Source organism: Methylosinus sp. LW4 (assembly GCF_000379125.1).
Lineage (GTDB): Bacteria > Pseudomonadota > Alphaproteobacteria > Rhizobiales > Beijerinckiaceae > Methylosinus.
Genome location: NZ_KB900626.1, coordinates 704033 through 723404, shown reverse-complemented (window position 1 = coordinate 723404; position 19372 = coordinate 704033). Strand labels below are relative to the sequence as shown.

Genomic DNA, 19372 nt, shown 5'->3' with positions numbered 1-19372 from the left:
TCAGGCGCCTTTGAGCGTCGCGGAGGCGACGCGATGGAACTCGGCCCAGGCGCCGCTCGATTTGCCGCGCTGGCGCGCGATCTGGTCGAGATAGGCCCGCGTCTTGCGAATGTCCTCGGAATTGTCCTTGAGCACGACGCCCTGCAATAGCCGGCCGATATGCGCGGGCGAGGCCTCGCCGTCGCCGAAATAAACGGCGTCGAGCACGGCCGCATGAGCGACATTGACCGCCTCCGCCGTCGACATGACGGCGTCGGGCCGCGCCACAGGAGCGCCGTCGCGCGTGCGTCCATGGCGCAAATCCTGAAAAGTCTCCACCAGCACGTCGAGCGCGTCCTCCCGCATCGACGGGGCGGCGGGAAGGTCCACGAGCCGCGCCGCCAATTGCTGAGCGACGAGCGCGCGCTCCTGCTCTGGATCGGCGAGCGGCTTCACCGTCTCGAAATTGAAGCGGCGCTTCAGCGCGCTCGACATCTCATGCGTGCCGCGATCGCGCAGATTGGCGGTGGCGATGACATTGAAGCCGGGCCGCGCGAAGACGGCGCGCTCTTCGCCGATCTCGGGAATGGCCATGACCTTCTCCGACAATATGGAGATCAGCGCGTCCTGGATTTCCTGCGGACAGCGCGTGATTTCCTCGACGCGCACGATGCGTCCCTCGGACATCGCCCGCAGGATCGGCGAGGGCGTCAGCGCCCGCTCGCTCGGCCCTTCGGCGATGAGCAGCGCATAGTTCCACCCATAGCGAATGTGATCGTCGGTCGTGCCGGCGGCGCCCTGCACGACGAGGCCGGAGGCGCCGGAAATCGCCGCCGCCAAAAGCTCGGAGAGCATGGATTTGGCCGTGCCGGGCTCGCCGACGAGAATGAGGCCCTGCTCGCTCATGAGACTGACGATGGCCCGCTCGACCAGCGCGTCGTCGCCGAAGAACTTGCGCGTCACCTCCTTCTTGCGGTCGCCGAGAATGAAGCTCCGCACTGCCTTGGGCGACATCGCCCAGCCCACCGGACGCGGCCCAGTATCCTCCGCCGCGAGGCGCGCGAGCTCCGCCGCGAAGCGCTTTTCGGCGGGCGCGCGCAGAATCCTCGTCTCCATCAGAAATAGTCCTTCTCTTTCCATTTCGGGTCGAAGCCGGAGCCCTTGGCGGCGCAAGCGTGATAATCGTTCCACGCTTCCATCAGCAACGGCCGCGGCGTCTCGCGCAGCGCCAACACGCGCCCATGATGGATCGCGCCATCCGCCTCGCGGCGGATGAAACGCACGCCATGCAGAGCACTCCCGCGATTTTCCTCCGGCAGCGAATTGCCGCTGAATTCCAACACCACCGCGATTTTCGCGGCGGGGAAGATTTTGACGTAATCGGTGAACCAGCCGCCATCCCCCGCCTCGCCACGCAGATAGCCGCGCTTCTTCAATTCGCCGCCGAGCTTCAGCGCCTCGATCTCATGGCCTTTGCGATCGTCGATCTCGTGCGATTCGAGGACATCGTCGGTCGTGATCGCCTGCGGCATGACCAGCTGCGCGAATAGCGGCTCGACGCAATAATCGCCGAGATGAGCGCGCCAGGCGGCGACCGCTCCCTCGTCCAGCGCGCAGGCGTGGACGACGCCGATTTCGACGACGCTGTCCAGGACGACTTTCGCGTCATTCGCATCGGTGAGACTAAGATCGTCGAGCGGGCGGAATGTAAAAACGAGCGCTCCCTGGTCGTCGAAGGCGGCCCAGATCAGCCGTTGCGCCAGCGCGCCCAGGACCGGATGCTCGAGCACAAAGCGGAGCCAGACCTCTTTGCGCCAGCGGCTTTCCGCGCACATGGCGTCATGGAGTCGGATCGTCTGGGAGCCGATGACCTGCTTGACCTCCTTGCGCGTCTGCGACAATTGCCGCTTGGCGTCGGCGGCGCCCTCCTCCTCGCTCGCCGGCAGGTTTTGAATGGGCCGCCCATGCGGATTGAAGAGGACGACCTTCAACTCCTCGCCGAGCCGGGCGGTGTAGATCCGCTCGCCGATCGGCAATTCGAGAACGCCGGTCTCGTCGAAACCCGCTGTCGGCACGGAGCGGTCGGCGAGTTCCTCGCGCGTCCAGCCCTTGCGGCTCGCCACGGCGTCGATGAGATCGCCGGCCAATTGCTGCACGGTCTTCTGGCGATAGCGCCCGGCGACGACGAGAAGCTGCTGCACCGCCGGCGCGCTCCCGTTTCCCGCGAGACATTCGAGCAGCGCTTTGCATTGGGCGACGCGGCCGTAATGAGCCTTCAGATAGGCGCGAACCGCCTCCGCCAGAGCGACGCCATCGACGCGCGTCGCGAGCGCGAGCAGCCCTTTCTCGTCGATCGCCGAATGGAGATATTCGCCGAGCTTGGCGGCGCGCAGCATCGCGAAGATTCGCTCGCGCGTCGCCTCTTTGTCCCACCGCTGGATCGCCGCGAATTGCCGATCGGCTTCCGCCTCCGCGAAGGCGTTCGCCTCCGCCTCGCCGGGCCGCTCCGAGTCCCGGGCAACGAAGCAGCGTAGCGCGAAAAGGCCGAAGGCCTCTGCGCAGGCGGGCTCCAGCAGATCGAGATAGAGGTCCAAAAGCGCATTGCCGCCCGGCTGCTTGAGCTTGATGGCGAGCGTCGTCCACCAAAGCGCCACGTTGGCCGCGAGCGCCGTTCCGTCGCGCAATCGCAGCGGCGGCAGCGCGTTGATCCGCATCCATTCCGGCAGCTGCTTGGCCTTGGCTAGTCCGGCGTCGGCCTCGGCCCCGAGCCTAGCCGCGGAGACATAGGCGGAAATGTCTTCACCCAGCTCCCGCAAAGCTCCGAGCAGGCTCGCGCGAACGGTCTCGTTCTTCTCCCTCTCGATCTGCGTGCGGAGCGCCTCGCGAGAGCCGAGAAAGCCGATCCGCCCCAGCAGAGTCGCGGCCTCCGCCCGCTGTTCGGCCTTGGACGCGCGAAGATAGGGAATGAGCGTCGAGCCGACGCCCGGCGTCTTGCGCAACAGCGCTTGAGCCTCGCCGCGCAGGACCTTGCGCTCGCCAAAGGCGAGGTCGACGACAGGAGCGAGAAAGCGTTTCGGAAGAACCGGAAAGGTGGACAGCATGTCCAAGGCTTTGAGCGGCGATAGCGGGCGCTCGCCCTCGTTCGGCGCGAGGCCGAGCGCTTGATCGAGCAGGTCGAAATGATCGCAGAGCGCCGGCCAGAGGAGGTCGGCCGGACAATCCCATCGCGACGATGACCCCGATAATTCGTCGGCTTGCAGGGCGAGCCGCAAATAGGGCCGAAACTCCTGTGCGCCATAGGCGAAAGCATGGCGGATATCCCGCCCCTCCGCCGGCAGGCGCTGCTGGAACTGCTCGCCGAGAACGGAATCGACGGATAGAAAATGTCGATACCAATGAATATTGAGAGGCGCGTCGACATGGGCGACGCGCGCGATGTGCCAGAGTGTTATTGCCGGAGAAGACCAGAGCTTTCGCAGCTCTCTGCACTCCTCGGCCGTTGGAAACAAATGGAAATGGCCGACCCGGCCCCCACCGCCTCCGCGGCCCTCCATATCTCGAACAAGTCGCTCGACCGCATCTTCGCCGATTTCCCCCCGCTGCCAGGCCGGCCCGGTTCGGCCCGGATTTCGCGCGCGAGCCGCCGCGTTGTGGCGCAAGACATAAGCGTCGAAAGCGGCGCGGACCTCCGCCTTGACGGGCGTGTCGGGCGGCGGCTCGCCCATCGGCGGAACAAGGATGCGCGAGCCGTCCGCGCCTTCGTACCAGCCCCCCTCCTCCGCGTCGCCGGCGGCGGCGACGGCCGTCGCGTCCGCCTGCTCGATAAGGCGTAGCGCCGCATCGATTTCCTCGACCACGCGCAGCGCTTTCTGCCCCTCGCGCGCCGCGGACAGTAGCGATTTTGCACGATCGCGCATCACCGACATCGCCACGGAGACGGCGGCGAGACGCTCCTTCTGCGCGCCATCGGCGAGCCGGTCGACGAGGCGGCGCGCCAATTCATCCGGCGCGGCCGCCGTTAGCGAGGCGACCGCTGCGGCGCGCAAAGCCTTGCCGCCGTCGGCCGCGCAACCCAGGCTGAAATCGAGCAGCCGGCCGGTCATCAGGTGCGAGCGGGCGAGAAAGCGGAGCGCCTCGGCCTTGCCCGCCGAGCTCAGCCCATCCAATCGCTCCGCCATCACATTGGCTTCAGCGGCGAAAATCTGCGGCAGATCCGGGAGAACGGCGAGATTGTAATGCGTCCAGGCAACGGAATGCAGTCGGGGCGCCTCGAAGACGAAGCGCAGCAGAGAGGCTTCTCCGTCTCCGGCGACTGCCGCGAGATCCCGCAGCCGGGCATAGGTCAACGTGCCGGGCCAGGGCGTGCGCATCTTGTGACTGTCGTGGATTAACCCGAGCGTCGCGACATAGGCGACAAGCCATTTCGGCGCGCTCTCGTCACCGACGCCGTGGAGACGCCAACGAATAGAGCCGAGATAGCTCTGCTCGATGACCCGGATCGAGCGAAAGACGATATCGGGCCTCCATTTGCGGGGCTCCGCCAAGAACGAGGCGATGGACTCGAAATTCGCGCCGATGGCGCAGTTGGTGTTGGACTGGAAGGCGCCGCGGACCTCGTCGAGGACAGAAGCTCCTTCACCAGTGAACACGTAATCGATCAATCGCGACGCCAATCCAGGCGCGATTGATGGAATGATTTTTTCGAGCGCCTCGAATTGCCGCAGATATTCGGCCACGCTGGCTTCGTCTTTGTCGTCGAGACCGGAGTTATACTTTTTACGAAAGAGCGTTGAAAGAAATCCAGCCATGATCCGACCCTGGCAAAGTGACGCCGACAATCGATCTGAGGCCAAGCTAGAAGAGTCCTGAGCGAAAAGCCAGCCGGTCGGCCTTCGAGTAGAGGCCGTTCCGCGCTGCCGTCCGACCGCGAATTCGTCGAAGCCAATCTCGCCCCGCGAAGCAGCGGCCACGAGGCCAAGCGCGCGAAAGATCACAGATTGCGTCGCGGCGCCAGCGTGCTACAAATGCGCGCGACACCACTCGGCCAACATCGCCGGACGTGATGCGACGCCAATGACTTGCGCATACTGGCGCCCGGGGGCAGTATCCTCCCGCCCCAGCCATAGCCACATAACCATCTGAAAATTAAGCAAAATCTCCCTTAGCTGGGGCGGTTTTGCGGTCTGTTGCACATGACTGTACTACAAGGGTGTGCCACATGCCGGCCGTCTCTCACGTCTTTCGTCGCGGCGCCGTATACTATTGGCGACGGCGAATCATAGGCGTCCCCGCCGGCGACGCTGGCGTCGTCGTCGTCAGCCTGGGCACGAAAGACCAGGATGTAGCGCGTCGGCGTGGAGCAGCGTTGACTCATATGAGCGAGCAGCTTTTCGAGGAAATCCGCCTCGCCCGTCTCAGCCCGGAGGCGGCGCGGGCGATTTTGATCGCCGCGGCGCTCGAGCAGTCGGACCTGCTCGCCCGGGCGGCGACGGCGGATCGCGCCCGCTCCGAGCCGGAGCCAATGAGCGGCGCCCGCGCCGACCGCGTTGTCGGCGCCGTCTATAAGCTGCTCGCGGAGCGAGGGACGTCGGCACAGCTCGACGCCGACTCGGCGGCCTTTCTGGCGCGCTGCGGCCTCCCGGCCGAAGAAGCGTTTCAGATTCAGGCGACGCTCGAGGTGTTGCGGCGGCAAGGTCTTGTTCCGGCGCCGGAGTGGAAGCTTCGCAAGCTGCTCGCCGAGCATGCGCCGGACGTCGAGCCCTCCGCGGTCGTGCTCGCCGAAACGGCCCATGCGCTCTATCGCGGCAAAGCGGCCGCCTGCCTCGACACCGATGAACGCTGGAGCGACACGACGGCCGACGATGTCGAGCTGTTGCGCGCCGCGCGCCGAAATCGCGCCGCGCCCGCTCCTGCGACCACGGAACCGAAGCGATCGACGACCGCTCCGCCGCCGCCTGCCGTTCCGACAGCTCCAGCGGATTTGGAGCCAGCCGCCGATCTCGCGACAAAAGTCTCGCCCGCCCCCGTCGTCGTAAGCGCCGCGCAGGACCCGGACATACCGACAACGATCACCGGCCACACCGCGAAGCTCGCGGCGACTCGGCTACAATTGGGAAATTGGGACGAAAAAACGGCCGGCCAGCACATCTCCGTCGCGCGCCTGCTGACTCGCATCGTCCAGCACGACGAGTTCGCGCGCCTGCGGCAATGCGACGTTGCGAAATATCGTGACGTGCTGCTCGGCCTGCCGAAATCATACGGAAGATCATCGAAGGACGCGCAAAGGTCGGTCGCCGAGCTTCTCGCCCGAGGCCAAGCGCTGCCGAAGGAAAAGCGTGGGCTGATCGCGCCGACGATCAATCGCCATATGACCCAGCTCGGCAATATTCTCAAATCTGCGGCGTCCTACGGTCTCCGCACGGCGGAAACGATCGACCTGTCCGGCTTGCGGGCAAAGGAAGGGGAACGCGATCGCGACCAGCGACCGCCCATGACGCTCGACGATATTCAGGCCATATTGAAGGGCGCGCCCTGGCAAGGATGCCTCAGCGAGGCCGAACGTCTGAAACCCGGTCAGATGGTGATCCACGACTCGCTCTACTGGGCGCCGCTGATCGCCATCTACTCGCTGATGCGGCGCGAGGAGATATGCGGCCTGATGATCGTCGACGTTCATTTCGACGTCCCCGTTCCGTATTTCGATGTCGTCCGCAACAAATATCGCCGCCTCAAGAACCCACAGTCCAAGCGGAAAATACCGATCCATCCCGAGCTGCTGCGTCTTGGTCTTCGCGCCTATATCGAAGCGATCAAGGCTCTGGGATATGATCTGCTGTTTCCAGAATTGCTGCCCGCCAGCGGAAGGGCGGTGCTCGGCAACCAGTTTCACCGAGACTGGCTCCCTCTGCTGACCCATACGGCGCCTGCGGCGGTCAAAGCGCGTAAAGTCTTCCATTCCATCCGCCATTTCGGGAACCAGCAGCTCGTCGAGGCGGGGGTGATCCCCGACTGGCGACAGGACATCATGGGCCACAAAGGCACGAGTGAGGTCGAGGAACGTTATCGCGACGACGTCGCCCTGCGCAGGAAGCTGAGAGCGCTGAAGAAGATTCCGAATGTCACCGCTCAATTGCAGGCTCACCCGATCCTTCTGCGCGAGAATGTGGTCAAGAAAATCGGCAGGAAGCCGAGGCGAAAGAACGGCAATGCCGGTGGTTCCGTCCCTGCTTCTGGTTCATGAATCGGATGGCCGACGTCCTGGTGGCCCCGCCGTGGAAGGTCTGATCGAGCGAGGCTTCCGCGCTGGATCCATCGACCCGGAGCCGCTCGGCCGCGAGCGCCGAGAGCGCTCGTGTTTCGGCTTCGCGCAGATCGGCGCTGCTTCCGGTCGCCGGCGCCGCTCGGTCCAAAGTCGTCGAACTGCTGAAGTCGCGCATCGCCGACGGCCGCGCGTCGAGCGTTTCGATCGGGTCCGCGCGCCGCCCTGGCGCCGCTTTCCGAAGCTTCTCGAGTTCTGCGACGACGGCAATAGCCGATTAGAGCGCCATTGCCGCCACGGACCGGTTCAAAGCGAAGTCTCGATTTGTGGCATTGTCGTTCGGCGATCGCGATTCCTGACGGCTCGGGCCCTGGGTGAGGTCAGGCATTGCGCGTTTTCGTCGGCGCGCGTCGTCTACCCACCTTCGTAGTCGCCGGCTTCTCTATTGTCCTCCTCGTTCGACGAGGCGCCTTTGTCGAATCATCCTCTTTCGGCTCGGCGGCGCCGCCCTCGGCGAGGCAAGCGGCTAGAATCCTCTCGATCAAGGGCCGCGTCTTGGCGCTATTGTCGTCTTGCAGAGCCTCCGCCCCCAAGACTTCGCGAAAGATCGCCATTCCGACGAGGCAGGCGTTGAACAAGGTCGCGCGTTCGTGCGCCGACGGCCCCTCGAGCGCGGCGGCGACGGGTCCGATGAACTCGGTGAGACTGCGAGCGCGCAACACTTCCCGCGCTTGCGGATTGGTCAGCGAACGCACGACGATCTGAAGCGTCTCGTTCTGGCCTGCTGCGCTGAAGAATCCGTCCGCGAAGTCGGCGCTGAGCCGGCTCGCGTCGAGAGCAGACCGCGACTCGACCTCCTTGGAGGTCGAGAGAACCGCCGAAAACAGCTGCTCCTTGGAACCGAAGGCGCGATGGACCAGCGCCACATCCACTCCGACCTCGGCGGCGATGTCGCGCAGCTTCACATCTTCATAGGAGGCGGTGGAGAAGCGCGCGCGCGCCGCTTCGAGTATGCGCCGCCGCGTGATCTCTCCGCCGCGCTTTTCCTGAAGCTCCGCCAGCGTCGCCATATCGATCCGCCTCCCGTTTCCGCGCAGATTATTCGTCTCGTGACGACCGTCAAATGGGTCCCGAAGGCGCTTGTGTCAACATCGTTGTGTCAACCTTGTTGACATTCGATCGGTCTCGCGTATTTTCCTTCTCGGCGGCTCGGACGACGCCCGAGCGCAGGGGAACGAAAACATGATCGAGAAATATTCGACGTATTTGGCGGGGGCGCTCTGCGTCATCGCGGCGGGCGCGAGCGCAGCGCGCGCTGCCGATCTGCCGTATATGAAGCCGGCTATCGCTTTCGAACCGCCGCCGCGGGCGTTCACCTGGACTGGCCTATACGGCGGCCTGAACGCAGGCGGCGCAGTGGGCGCGGGCTTCGGCGCCGATGCGTATAGCGACAAATCGCCGAGCGGCGTCGGCGGCGGTGGCCAGATCGGCTTCAATTATCAATTGACGCCACGTTTCGTCATCGGCGCGGAAAATGATTTTCAGGCATCGAGCCTGAAGGCGCGAGACGACGGCCCCTATCATCGCGACGCGTCGCTGCCATGGTTCGGAACCGCGCGAGCACGCGTCGGCGTCGCGCTCACGGAGCCGCGCCTGTTGATCTACGGCACGGGCGGCATGGCCTTCGGCGAGCCGAAGATCGCCGGCGACGGAAAGCTGCGCGTCGGCTGGACTGCGGGCGGCGGCGTCGAATGGGCTTTCGCGCCCAAATGGTCCGCGAAGCTCGAATATCTCTATACGGATATTTTTCGCGACATCAGGAACAACGCCTCGGATCGGCACGCGCGTTTCCACACGATCCGAGTCGGCGTGAACTATCACTTCAATCTGTTCTCGCAGCCGTGACGATGCGAGGGCGAGGATGAAATGGCGAAGCCGCTGAGGCGGCCATCGCTGTCGCCGCGCCGAATGCAATCATGAGCTTCGACTCGATACGGCCAGATGATCGGGCGCCCTGCCGCCGATAGCTCGGCGGACGCAGCTGCTTATTCGTTCCTGCGGCGTGGCGCAAAATCGGAGTGCGTCTCGGATCGGTCCGAGGTTCCGACTCGGGCGCGCTCTCACAAACTTCGAAAAAACGAAAGACGACGCCGGGCCGCAAATGCGCGGCGCCGAGCGCAAAGGAGAATAGCATGGCGACACTGGATAAAGCGCTTCGACCGACTGTCGCGCTGCTCTGCCTCGGAGCGAGCGCCTGTTCGAGCGTGGAGCCGATCGCTTATGCCGGGCTTCCATCCTCGGCGCATTTGGCTCCCAATCGGCAAGGCGACGCCAAGCGCATCCCCTTTCGCTATGCCGCCGTGACCGACTGGCGAGCGTATAATAAGATCATCATCGATCCCGTCGCGATCTATCGCGGCGCCGATCATCAGTTCGGCGATATGGCCGAAGCGGACAAGGCCTCGCTCGTCGAGCACATGCAGAGCGAATTCGCCGAAAAGCTCAAAAGCCGCTTCACCATCACGGACAGGCCAGGAGCGAATACGCTGCGGCTGAAATTGACGTTGACCGGCGCTGTGACGAGCACGCCCGTCCTCAGCACACTGTCCCGCTTCGATCTCGCGGGCGGCCTCTATAATGGCGTGCAGACGGTGCGCGGCGGCGAAGGTCTGATGACCGGCTCGGCGATCTATGCGGTCGAGATACGCGACGCCTCCGATAACCGACTGCTCACGGCTTTCGTCGCCAAGCAATATCCCAGCCCGCTGAATATTCCGGCGAGCGTCGGCGCGCTATCCGCCGCCCGGACGGGGATAGAGAAAGGCGCTGAAGACCTGTTGGAGCAGCTTTCCCGCTCGGCGAAGTCCTGACGCCGTTTCCGCTGCGGGTCGCAACGAGACAGCGCGGCCCGAGCGCTCACATCGTCTTCGGCGAGCCGAGCTTCTTTCCATGTCACGGGCGGGGGGCGCTCGATACATACATGAGGAGGCGAGCATGAACGCCATCACCATTCGGCGTGGCTTCGAGATGTTCGATTTGACGCCGCGCATCGGATCTTCGATCGAGATGGATGTCGCGGCCCTAACGCGCGGGGAATATGCGGCGGAGATTCGCGACATTCTGGAACGACGCGGCGTGATCGTCTTTCCTCAGCTGCACCTCGATGATGCGCAGCACCTCGCGCTCTCCCGGACGCTCGGCGAGATCGTCCCCTTGCGCGGAGACGGACTTGTGCCGATCACGCTCGACAAACAAGTCGACGCATTCGCGGCCGAATACTTGAGAGGATCGTTCTTTTGGCATTTCGACGGGGCGAGCGACGATATTCCGGCGCGCGCGGCGATATTGAATGCGAAGCGTTTGTCGCCGACCGGCGGTCAGACCGAATTCAGCAATTGCTACGCAGCTTGGGACGAGCTGCCGGTCTCGGTCAAGTCGTCCATAAAAGGACTCCGCGTCGTTCATAGCGTCGAAGCGGCCCAGCGTCTCGTGAACCCCACGCCCACGGAAGACGAGCTGCGCCGATGGCGACGCCATGCGCCAAAGACGCATCCGCTGGTCTGGACCCACAAATCAGGACGCAAGTCGCTCGCGCTCGGATGCACGGCGTCGCATATCGAAGGTCTGACGCCCGATGTCAGCGGCGCGCTTCTCGCCGAGCTCACGGAATGGGCGACATCGAAGCGCTTCGTCTATCGGCACGAATGGAGCCTCGGCGATCTGCTCATCTGGGACAACGCCGGAACCATGCATCGCGTCACGCCCTATGACGCGGAGAGCGGCCGGCTGATGACGCGAACGACCATCGCCGGCGAGGAGCCTTTGAAGTGACGAGCGCCTCGGCTCGGGCGCGTCGGAGCGGGCCGCTGGGCGTCGCCGCCCGCTCCGCTTTGGAATGCGGGCGCCCCGAGCCGAGCTAATAACTCGCACGAGCGGTGGTTGGTCGCCTCGATCCCTCTAGCCAAATTTTCTATGCGCCGCGCCGCCGCTCGGAACTCGAAGACGCGGCAATGTTGATTTCCACTGAGAGCTGACCCAGGCAGCACGGGTTTTTCCACCGAGAACTGACCCATGTTCGAACCTTTCCCCCTCGACCGTCGCGGGGGACCTGGGAGTGATCGACATGGAGTTATTGAGCGTCATCCGACGCTGGCGATATCGGCAGGAGTTCTCGATCCGAGAGATCGCGCGACGCACGGGGCTGTCGCGCAATACCGTGCGCAAATACCTGCGCTCGGACAGCGTCGAGCCGCGGTTCGCCACGCCCGATCGACCGAGCCGGCTCGACCCGTTCGCCGACAAGCTGGCGCACATGCTGCGTCACGAGGCCGCAAAGTCGCGCAAGCAGAAGCGGACGGTCAAACAGTTGCACGCGGATCTGGTCGCCCTCGGCTACGACGGCTCCTACAATCGCGTGGCGGCCTTCGCGCGGGAGTGGAGGGCGGCGCGGCATCGGGAGCAGCAGACCTGCGGGCGCGGCGCGTTCGTGCCGCTGACGTTTCTACCCGGCGAGGCGTTCCAGTTCGACTGGTCGGAGGATTGGGCGATCATCGCGGGCGAGCGGACGAAGTTGCAGGTCGCCCAGTTCAAGCTCTCCTACAGCCGCGCGTTCTTCCTCCGCGCCTACCCGCAACAGACGCATGAGATGCTGTTCGACGCTCACAATCACGCCTTCCGCGTGCTGGGCGGCGTGCCCCGGCGAGGCATTTACGACAATATGAGCACGGCGATCGACAAGGTCGGGCGCGGCAAAGAGCGCCAGGTCAACGCCCGCTTCGCCGCCATGGTCAGCCATTTCCTGTTCGAGGCCGCATTCTGCAATCCGGCCTCCGGCTGGGAAAAGGGGCAAATCGAGAAGAACGTTCAGGACGCTCGTCACCGCCTCTGGCAGCCGATCCCGAGCTTTCCGTCGCTGGCGGCGCTCAACGACTGGCTGGAGGCGCGATGCCGCGAGCTGTGGGCCGAGATTCCGCACAGCGCGCAGCCGGGGACGATCGCGGACGCTTGGCGCGAGGAGGTTCCGCAGCTGATGCAGCCTCCGCGGCCATTCGACGGCTTCGTCGAACACACCAAGCGGGTCACGCCGACGTGCCTGATCCATCTGGAGCGCAATCGCTACAGCGTGCCGGCCTCGTTCGCCAATCGCCCCGTCAGCGTGCGGGTCTACCCCGAGCGCGTCGTCGTCGCCGCCGAGGGGCAGATCGTGTGCGAGCACGCCCGCGTCTTCGCCCGTTCGCATAACGACAAGAGCGTGACGGTCTACGACTGGCGGCATTATCTCTCCGTCATCCAGCGCAAGCCGGGCGCGCTGCGCAACGGCGCGCCCTTCGCCGAACTGCCGGTCGCCTTACGGACGCTGCAACAGCGCATGCTCGAGAAGCCGGGCGGCGACCGTGAGATGGTCGAGATTTTGGCTCTGGTCCTACAGCACGACGAGCAGGCCGTGCTGACCGCCGTCGAACTGGCGTTGGCGGCCGGCGCGCCGACCAAGACGCACATCTTGAACCTGTTGCATCGCCTGGTGGACGGCAAGCCGGTCGACGCGCCGCCCGTGAAGCCGCCCAATGCGCTGACGCTCACCACCGAGCCGCAGGCCAATGTCGAGCGTTACGACGCGCTGCGCAAAGGTCGGGAGGCGCGCCATGCGTCATAATCCTGCCGCCGGCGCCATCGTCATCATGCTGCGCAGTCTCAAAATGCACGGCATGGCGCAAGCCGTCAGCGAGCTGACCGAGCAAGGCTCCCCGGCCTTCGAGGCGGCGCTGCCGATCCTGTCGCAACTCTTGAAGGCGGAAACCGCCGACCGGGAGGTGAGATCGATCGCCTACCAGCTCAAATCCGCGCGGTTCCCGAACTATCGCGATCTCGCCGGCTTCGACTTCGCCAGCAGTGAGGTCAACGAGGCGCTCGCGCGCCAGCTTCATCGCTGCGAGTTCCTCGAAGATGCGCATAACGCCGTCCTGGTCGGGGGACCTGGCACGGGCAAGACGCATCTGGCGACAGCAATCGGCGTCCAGGCGATCCAGCATCACAGAAAGCGCGTGCGGTTCTTCTCCACCGTCGAGCTCGTCAACGCGCTCGAAACTGAAAAGCACCAAGGCAAGTCGGGCCAAGTCGCGGCGCGGCTCGTTCATTCCGATCTCGTCATCCTCGATGAGCTCGGCTACCTGCCGTTCAGCGGCTCCGGCGGGGCGCTGCTGTTCCATCTGCTGAGCAAGCTCTACGAGCGGACCAGCGTCATCATCACGACGAATCTGAGCTTCGGCGAATGGGCCGCCGTCTTCGGGGACGCCAAGATGACGACGGCTCTGCTCGATCGCCTCACTCACCGCTGCCACATCCTCGAAACCGGGAACGACAGCTTCCGGTTCAAGGACAGCTCGGCGACGGCGGACAAACCTGCAAAGGAGAAGACCAAAACTTGACGACCGACTGACCCGCAAGCCATCTTCAACCCGGGTCAATTCTCAATGGAAATCCTGGGTCAAATCTCGACGGAAATCGACACCTGGTTGGCCTTCACACGCTTGAAGGCTTCCCAGACCTCCCGTTTAGGGATGTCGAACGGCTTTACCTTGTCCACGGACTCCTCCCGTCGCCGGTTGGCCCGCGGCCTCGGCTGAACAACGCAGCCCCTTCGCTCCAGTCCCATTACAGAACCTTCATCACTACTACGGGCTGCTCCGTCCCTGTGCTCCGCATAGCTACTCTCACCCTCGCGGTTGGAGCCGCTTGTGGCTTGTCGCTTCACGCCATCGGCGTGACGGAGCCCAGGTTCTCACGTTCCATACGAAAGCCTGGTCGAGCTTCGCGCCGCCTACATGCCGGATGCCGTTCGGGCCGTATCAGGTATCTCCCGAACTTATCCCGGAGGAAGGGTCACCCCCCGGTTTCGACATCGCCTAACCGCTTTCGACACTTCATCGACGGTTTGCTTTCGCTCGCCTCTCTCGACCTTGCCTGCCGGAATCATGTCCCGGCGTTTCCGCAACGCTCACAACCACGGCTCTTGACCGAAGCTGCTTGCGGTGGCTTGAGATCGGCACCTGATTGCCGAACTCGAAGGGCCCTCCTTCATCTCTCGTATAGTTGAGCGCCGCCGATACTCGCGACGGCGCGCTCGTGACACACGACCCCTTGCAGACCTGTCGCGCCGATAGGCCCAACGTCGGGTTAGGCCGAAGGGCGACATTTCCGGGCAGGGGTCACGCAACGGCCACCAGGACAGCATCCCTTGCTTCTTTTTCGTATTGCGGCTCCGCAATAGAAAAAAGTCCTTTCTTCCCCCTCAGCCGTTGCTATCTCGAAGGCCGCACGAACGCGCCGAGGAGAGGGACACACACGTTCGAGCGAGGTTGGGCGATCACTTCAGTGACATCACGCTGAGTCCAAGATCATCTCGAGAATTGCGATCAGACTCGCGAACGAGGCGACGGCCGCCGCAAATCGGGGAGCGTAGGCGAGCAGGACAGTAGCCAGTAGCGCTCCGACGGAGGCTGCAATGACGAATGCGACGACGCCGATCGAGCCGCTTCGCGCCAATGTCGCGGAAATGAAAGTAGAGACAAAAAGCACACAGCTCAGGCAACGCGCGGCTACCTTGTTTGTCTTGCTGGCGCGCCGTCCGAACACCTGCTGATGGTGACGGTTCATCGCCAGCGCTGCGGCGAAAGAGCCGCAATAGCCGAGAACGAAAACAATCGGAGTCATGGGACGAACTCTCTCGTAGGAATCTGATCGATGATTTTCGCGCTCGTGCGTTCTTTACGCAGCTTTCTCGCGATCGCTGCGAACGTGCATCCGATTACCGCCATGGCGACGTCGAATCCGAGAAAGACTCGATCATAGGAAGCGATCTCTCCCTTGCGATAGGCCACCGCGTCGGCGAGCGGCAAAGCGGCAAAGGCTACGGCGGCGACGAGCAGCATCGTCTCCCAGGGCGCACGGCGCCAAGGGAAAAGCGAGACGAGGAACACGGCGAGCCAGGTCGAGAAAAACATCATAGGCTCGCCTAGCAGGCGACCGGGATAGGCGGAAGGGAGCAGCCTGTTAGCCCAGAAATACGCCGCCACAGCGATCGGCAATCCGACGATCACGCCAATATTCAGCCTCTCGATGAGAAGCATTCCCATGCGCGACGTCTCGCGCCGGCGCGCGCTGACCGACCACAGCACGAGACCCGTTCCGATCATCGCTGTCCCTGCCGATCCGCAAATGAACAGGCCTGCCCGCAGAGTCGCGTCGGCGAAGCGACCGACATGCAGCCCGTACATTGTCATCTGAGTGGTGACGACCGCCGACGGCGGCGGCTGTGGCATCGATCTCCCGTCTGGTCCGATGAAACGCAGCTTGTCGTAGCGATAGGCTAAAGTTTCGGAGGCGTCGCGCGTCAACTCGATGAGCGTTCCGACTTCGCCCGGCCGATAGATATCGATCACTCCGGCGCGACCGCCGGCCCAACGTCGCCGCGCTTCCGCGAGTAGCGGCGCGATGGGCGCGAGAGGCGCAGGATCCGAGATTGCCGGCGTCGGAGCGCCGAGACCGGCCTCGGCGAGTAACGCCTGCGCGCGGCCCTGATACGCGACATGTATTCCCCAGGGCATATAGAGGAACATCAAAGTGACCAGTCCCGTATAGGTGATGACGAGATGGAACGGCAGCGCCAGCACGCCGGCGACGTTGTGGCCATCGAGCCAGGCGCGCTGCCGCGTCGCATCGGGCCGAAAGGTGAAGAAGTCAACGAACAGGCGCTTATGCGCAACGACGCCGCTAACGAGAGTGGCCAGCATCACGATCGCCGCGAGGCCAACGAGCAATCGTCCCCAGATCGACGGCATCTGAAGGTCGAAGTGGAAATAATAGAGAAAGTCACCGCCGAGCGTCGCACGCGCCGGTGAGGGCGCGCCGCTCGCCGGCTCGAGCCATTCGTGAACGAAGCTCGGCTCCTTTCCGGATTTACGCCAGAGATGAATCTCCGTCGCCGGCTCGCGCGCATTCGGCAAGGTCACCCGCCATCGCTCGGCGTCGCCGCCAATCGCTCGAAGACGGCGCAGGGCCGCGTCGGCGATTTGCGCATCATCCTTCGTATCGGCGGAAAAACTGAGCTCCGGCCGCATCCAATGCGAAATCTCGGAGCGGAAATAGGTCGCGCTGCCCGTGAGAAAAATCGCGTAGAGAAGCCAGCCCGCTAGCAGCCCCGCCCAGCCGTGCAGCCATAGCATCGATCGAAAAAGCGATCCATTCACCATAGGCTCCTCGACACTGACAGCGCCGCCGCCATCGCCGCGAGCGGCGCAGCGCAGACCAGAAGCCCGAGCCATGCCCGAAGCGCGCTCGACGCCGCAAAGCACCAGAGGAATGCGCCGACATAGACGGCGAAGCTCGTCATCATGCCTGTGAGCACGGCGTCGGCGCGGGCGGCGTGCGAGGAAACCGAGACAGAGACGACGAATAGCGATGCGAGCGCATAGCCGCCGACGATCGCCGCAAAGATTCGGAAAAAAATCCCGAGACGGCGATTCGCCGATACGCCATGAAACAATCTAGACAAGACGCTCTTGCTCCTTCGTTGCTCGCTCCTGCTCGCCCTTTCGTGAATGGAGGCCAAGCGCTTTCGATCCTCGTCAAAGCACGAAGCGCGCGCTTGCGCGCCTTGCTACGATCGTGAAACCTAGCGCAGAAATCCGATGATTGCGCTGCTGGCGATCGTGCGAAGCAGCTTGTTTGGAAGAGTTCCGTAATAGACCTTTCGATGCATAGATTGGAAGCATTCCTCGATCGTGATCGTCATTGCTCGTGATAGAGCGTGATCTCCGCCATATCGGCGTCGTTCGCGCATTCGCTTTCGACGCACACGCAATCTCGGGGGAGTTTTGCGCCATGTTTCTCAAAAAATCGCATCGCCTCCGTGCGATCCGGCGTGGACGCCTACTCGAAACCATCGCGATCAATTGTCTGCCGATCGGTCTCCTTTCCGTTACCCCCGTCCTTGCCGAAGAACAGCCGATCGCTCTAGATACGATCGATATCGGCGCCGAGAAAGCAACGGGCGAGAAGCGCAAGACCGACGATAATTCAGCCGTTGTCGCGAGAGGCGGGTCCGCCGCCACCAAGACGAACACGCCGCTGCTCGAGACGCCGCAATCAGTGACGGTCGTCACGCGCAAGCAGCTCGATCTCCAAGGTTCGCCGACGATCTACGACGCCTTGCGCTACACGACCGGAGTCAGCGGCGAGCGCGGCGTAAATCTCACCGACGATTCCTTCAATCTTCGTGGCTTCGCCGCCGGTCTCGCGAGCGCGCCGATGGCGATCTATCGTGACGGGCTCAAGCAACTTGGCGGCACTTATGCGGAGCCCTCCGAACCCTACGGATTGGAGCGCGTCGAGGTCATTCGCGGCCCGGCCTCGGTGCTCTACGGCCAGATCGCGCCCGGAGGGCTCATCAATCTCGTGACCAAGCGTCCGTCGACCGAGCCGCTTCGTGAACTGGAAGCGGAGCTCGGCAGCTTCGATCGCAAGCAGATCGCTGGCGACTTTCGCGGCGCGATCGATCCAGCAGGCGTCTGGTCCTATCGTCTGACTGGCCTCTTCCGTGATAGCGACACGATGGTGAGCCATGTCCCGGATGATCGCCGCTACATTGCGCCGGCGCTACGATTCGAGCCATCGTCCGACACGTCCCTCACGCTTCTCGCGCGCTATCAGGACAGTCGCACCGCGTTCAATTGGGGACTGCCGGCGGCCGGTAGCGTCGCGTACAACCTCAACGGCGTCTTGCCTCGACACATGTTCACGGGAGAGCCCAATTTCGACAAATACACGACCGAGGTCTATGCGGTCGGCTATCAGTTCGAGCATCGCTTCGGTGACATGTTCACCGTGCGGCAAAACTTCAATCGCTGGGGATCGGCGCTCGCATGGGATTCGGCCTATGGCAGCTCGCTACAGGCGAACGGGCGCTATCTCAACCGCTTCGGCTACAGCCGCCGCGATACATATGGCAGCTGGACCGTCGACAATCAGATCGAGGCGCGCTTCGACACCGGCCCGCTCGAGCATAAGGCGCTGGCAGGACTCGATTATCAGAACTATCGCTGGAATTATAAGACCTGGCGCGGGACGGTCGCGGCGCTCGATTTGTTCAACCCTGTCTCTGGCTCGCCGGTCATCCTCAATTCGACGCCGACCATCGACAGCCTGATTGTCAACGATCAGCTCGGCGTCTATTTCCAGGATCAGATCAAGCTCGACGGGCATTGGCTAATCACGGGAGGCGGTCGTCAGGACTGGACGACGCAGACCACTTACGCCTATCGGGCCAGCACGGTCACGCCGTCCAAGCAGGACGCCTTCACCGGTCGCGCAGCGCTCATGTATCTCTTCGATGAAGGCGTTTCGCCCTATGCGAGCTACTCCAGCTCTTTCGAGCCGCAAACGGCGATGGATTACACAGGCGCGCTGCTGAAGGCGAAGACGGGTGAGCAATATGAGGTCGGTTTCAAGCTCCAGCCGCCGGGCTCCGACTATATGCTGAGCTTTGCGGCCTATCAGCTGACGCAGCAGAATGTGCCGAGCGCCGACCCCGATGCTTCGCATCGTCTGATCAATCCGTCGGCGCAGATATCGATCGGCGAGGTACGCTCCCGCGGCGTCGAGCTCGAGGGCAAGGCGACGATCGACCGCAATCTCGATCTCCTCGGCTCCTACACTTTCACCGAGAACAAGATCATGCAGAGCGCCACCAGCACGCAGGGGCAGTCCATGCCGGGCGTCGCCCGCAACGCTTTCGCGGTCTGGTTCAATTATCGGCCGGACTTCGCCGCGCTCGGCGCGCGAGAGACGGAGCTGCTGCAAGGGCTGAGCTTCGGCGCCGGCTTGCGCTACACCGGCCCGAGCTTCTCGCCGCCGCTCGCCGCCCCCGCCGTCGTCTACCGGGTTCCCGATTATGCGGTGCTCGACGCGATGATCGGATATGAGCGCGACAATTGGCGTCTCGCATTGAACGTCTCCAACCTTCTCGACAACGCTTATGTCGCCGCCTGCTATTACAGCGCGCCAGAGTGCTTTTATGGCGAACGCCGCAAGCTCGTGGCGACATTGCGCTATCGTTGGTGAAGAGCCCTCACAGTGAAC

General features: G+C 63.6%; 13 protein-coding genes. 7 read left to right on the top strand and 6 right to left on the bottom strand.

The window, feature by feature from the left end; genetic code table 11:
- Both METLW4_RS0103665 and METLW4_RS26270 read right to left on the bottom strand, forming a co-directional pair.
- Positions 1 to 1095 (bottom strand): ATP-binding protein, encoded by a 1095-nt coding sequence (locus METLW4_RS0103665; protein WP_018264850.1) that lies wholly within the window; start codon positions 1093 to 1095, stop codon positions 1 to 3.
- On the bottom strand, positions 1095 to 4715 hold the full coding sequence (locus METLW4_RS26270) for a DUF4132 domain-containing protein (RefSeq protein WP_157234860.1): 3621 nt from the start codon (positions 4713 to 4715) through the stop codon (positions 1095 to 1097). The genes METLW4_RS0103665 and METLW4_RS26270 overlap by 1 nt, the downstream gene beginning before the upstream one ends.
- A 482-nt stretch (positions 4716 to 5197) precedes the next feature.
- On the opposite strand from METLW4_RS26270, the gene METLW4_RS0103650 reads away from it, so the two are divergent.
- Positions 5198 to 7219, top strand: coding sequence for a tyrosine-type recombinase/integrase (locus METLW4_RS0103650; RefSeq protein ID WP_083919209.1), 2022 nt, complete (start codon positions 5198 to 5200; stop codon positions 7217 to 7219).
- 398 nt (positions 7220 to 7617) lie between these two features.
- Here the strand turns inward: METLW4_RS0103650 and METLW4_RS23890 are convergent, their stop codons facing one another.
- Positions 7618 to 8307 (bottom strand): TetR/AcrR family transcriptional regulator, encoded by a 690-nt coding sequence (locus tag METLW4_RS23890; RefSeq protein ID WP_018264847.1) that lies wholly within the window; start codon positions 8305 to 8307, stop codon positions 7618 to 7620.
- Positions 8308 to 8479: 172 nt separating this feature from the next.
- Between METLW4_RS23890 and METLW4_RS0103640 the strand changes: the two genes are divergently transcribed.
- The 5 genes from METLW4_RS0103640 to istB all read left to right on the top strand — a co-directional run bounded on the left by METLW4_RS0103640 (position 8480) and on the right by istB (position 13662).
- Positions 8480 to 9142 carry an outer membrane protein gene (locus METLW4_RS0103640; protein ID WP_018264846.1) on the top strand — a complete coding sequence of 221 codons (663 nt, stop codon included), beginning with the start codon at positions 8480 to 8482 and terminating at the stop codon, positions 9140 to 9142.
- A gap of 287 nt (positions 9143 to 9429) precedes the next feature.
- Positions 9430 to 10107 carry a DUF3313 domain-containing protein gene (locus METLW4_RS0103630; RefSeq protein WP_018264844.1) on the top strand — a complete coding sequence of 226 codons (678 nt, stop codon included), beginning with the start codon at positions 9430 to 9432 and terminating at the stop codon, positions 10105 to 10107.
- A 124-nt stretch (positions 10108 to 10231) separates the two neighbouring features.
- Complete coding sequence (locus tag METLW4_RS0103625; RefSeq protein ID WP_018264843.1) at positions 10232 to 11068, top strand: TauD/TfdA dioxygenase family protein; 837 nt, start codon at positions 10232 to 10234, stop codon at positions 11066 to 11068.
- Between the two features lie 292 nt (positions 11069 to 11360).
- Positions 11361 to 12890: an IS21 family transposase gene (gene istA / locus METLW4_RS0103620; RefSeq protein WP_157234838.1), complete on the top strand. Its 1530-nt coding sequence runs from the start codon at positions 11361 to 11363 to the stop codon at positions 12888 to 12890.
- Positions 12880 to 13662, top strand: a complete 783-nt coding sequence (gene istB, locus METLW4_RS0103615; RefSeq protein ID WP_018264842.1) for an IS21-like element helper ATPase IstB — start codon at positions 12880 to 12882, stop codon at positions 13660 to 13662. The genes istA and istB overlap by 11 nt, the downstream gene beginning before the upstream one ends.
- Before the next feature lie 952 nt (positions 13663 to 14614).
- Here istB and METLW4_RS0103605 read toward each other — a convergent pair.
- The 3 genes from METLW4_RS0103605 to METLW4_RS0103595 are packed head-to-tail and all read right to left on the bottom strand — an operon-like array spanning position 14615 to position 16787.
- Positions 14615 to 14947, bottom strand: coding sequence for a DUF3325 domain-containing protein (locus METLW4_RS0103605; protein ID WP_018264840.1), 333 nt, complete (start codon positions 14945 to 14947; stop codon positions 14615 to 14617).
- Complete coding sequence (locus METLW4_RS23885) at positions 14944 to 16458, bottom strand: PepSY-associated TM helix domain-containing protein (RefSeq protein WP_198290172.1); 1515 nt, start codon at positions 16456 to 16458, stop codon at positions 14944 to 14946. The genes METLW4_RS0103605 and METLW4_RS23885 overlap by 4 nt, the downstream gene beginning before the upstream one ends.
- A 20-nt stretch (positions 16459 to 16478) precedes the next feature.
- Positions 16479 to 16787 carry a DUF3649 domain-containing protein gene (locus METLW4_RS0103595; protein WP_157234856.1) on the bottom strand — a complete coding sequence of 103 codons (309 nt, stop codon included), beginning with the start codon at positions 16785 to 16787 and terminating at the stop codon, positions 16479 to 16481.
- Positions 16788 to 17116: 329 nt separating this feature from the next.
- Between METLW4_RS0103595 and METLW4_RS23880 the strand changes: the two genes are divergently transcribed.
- Complete coding sequence (locus tag METLW4_RS23880; RefSeq protein WP_157234854.1) at positions 17117 to 19354, top strand: TonB-dependent siderophore receptor; 2238 nt, start codon at positions 17117 to 17119, stop codon at positions 19352 to 19354.
- Positions 19355 to 19372 lie beyond the last annotated feature (18 nt).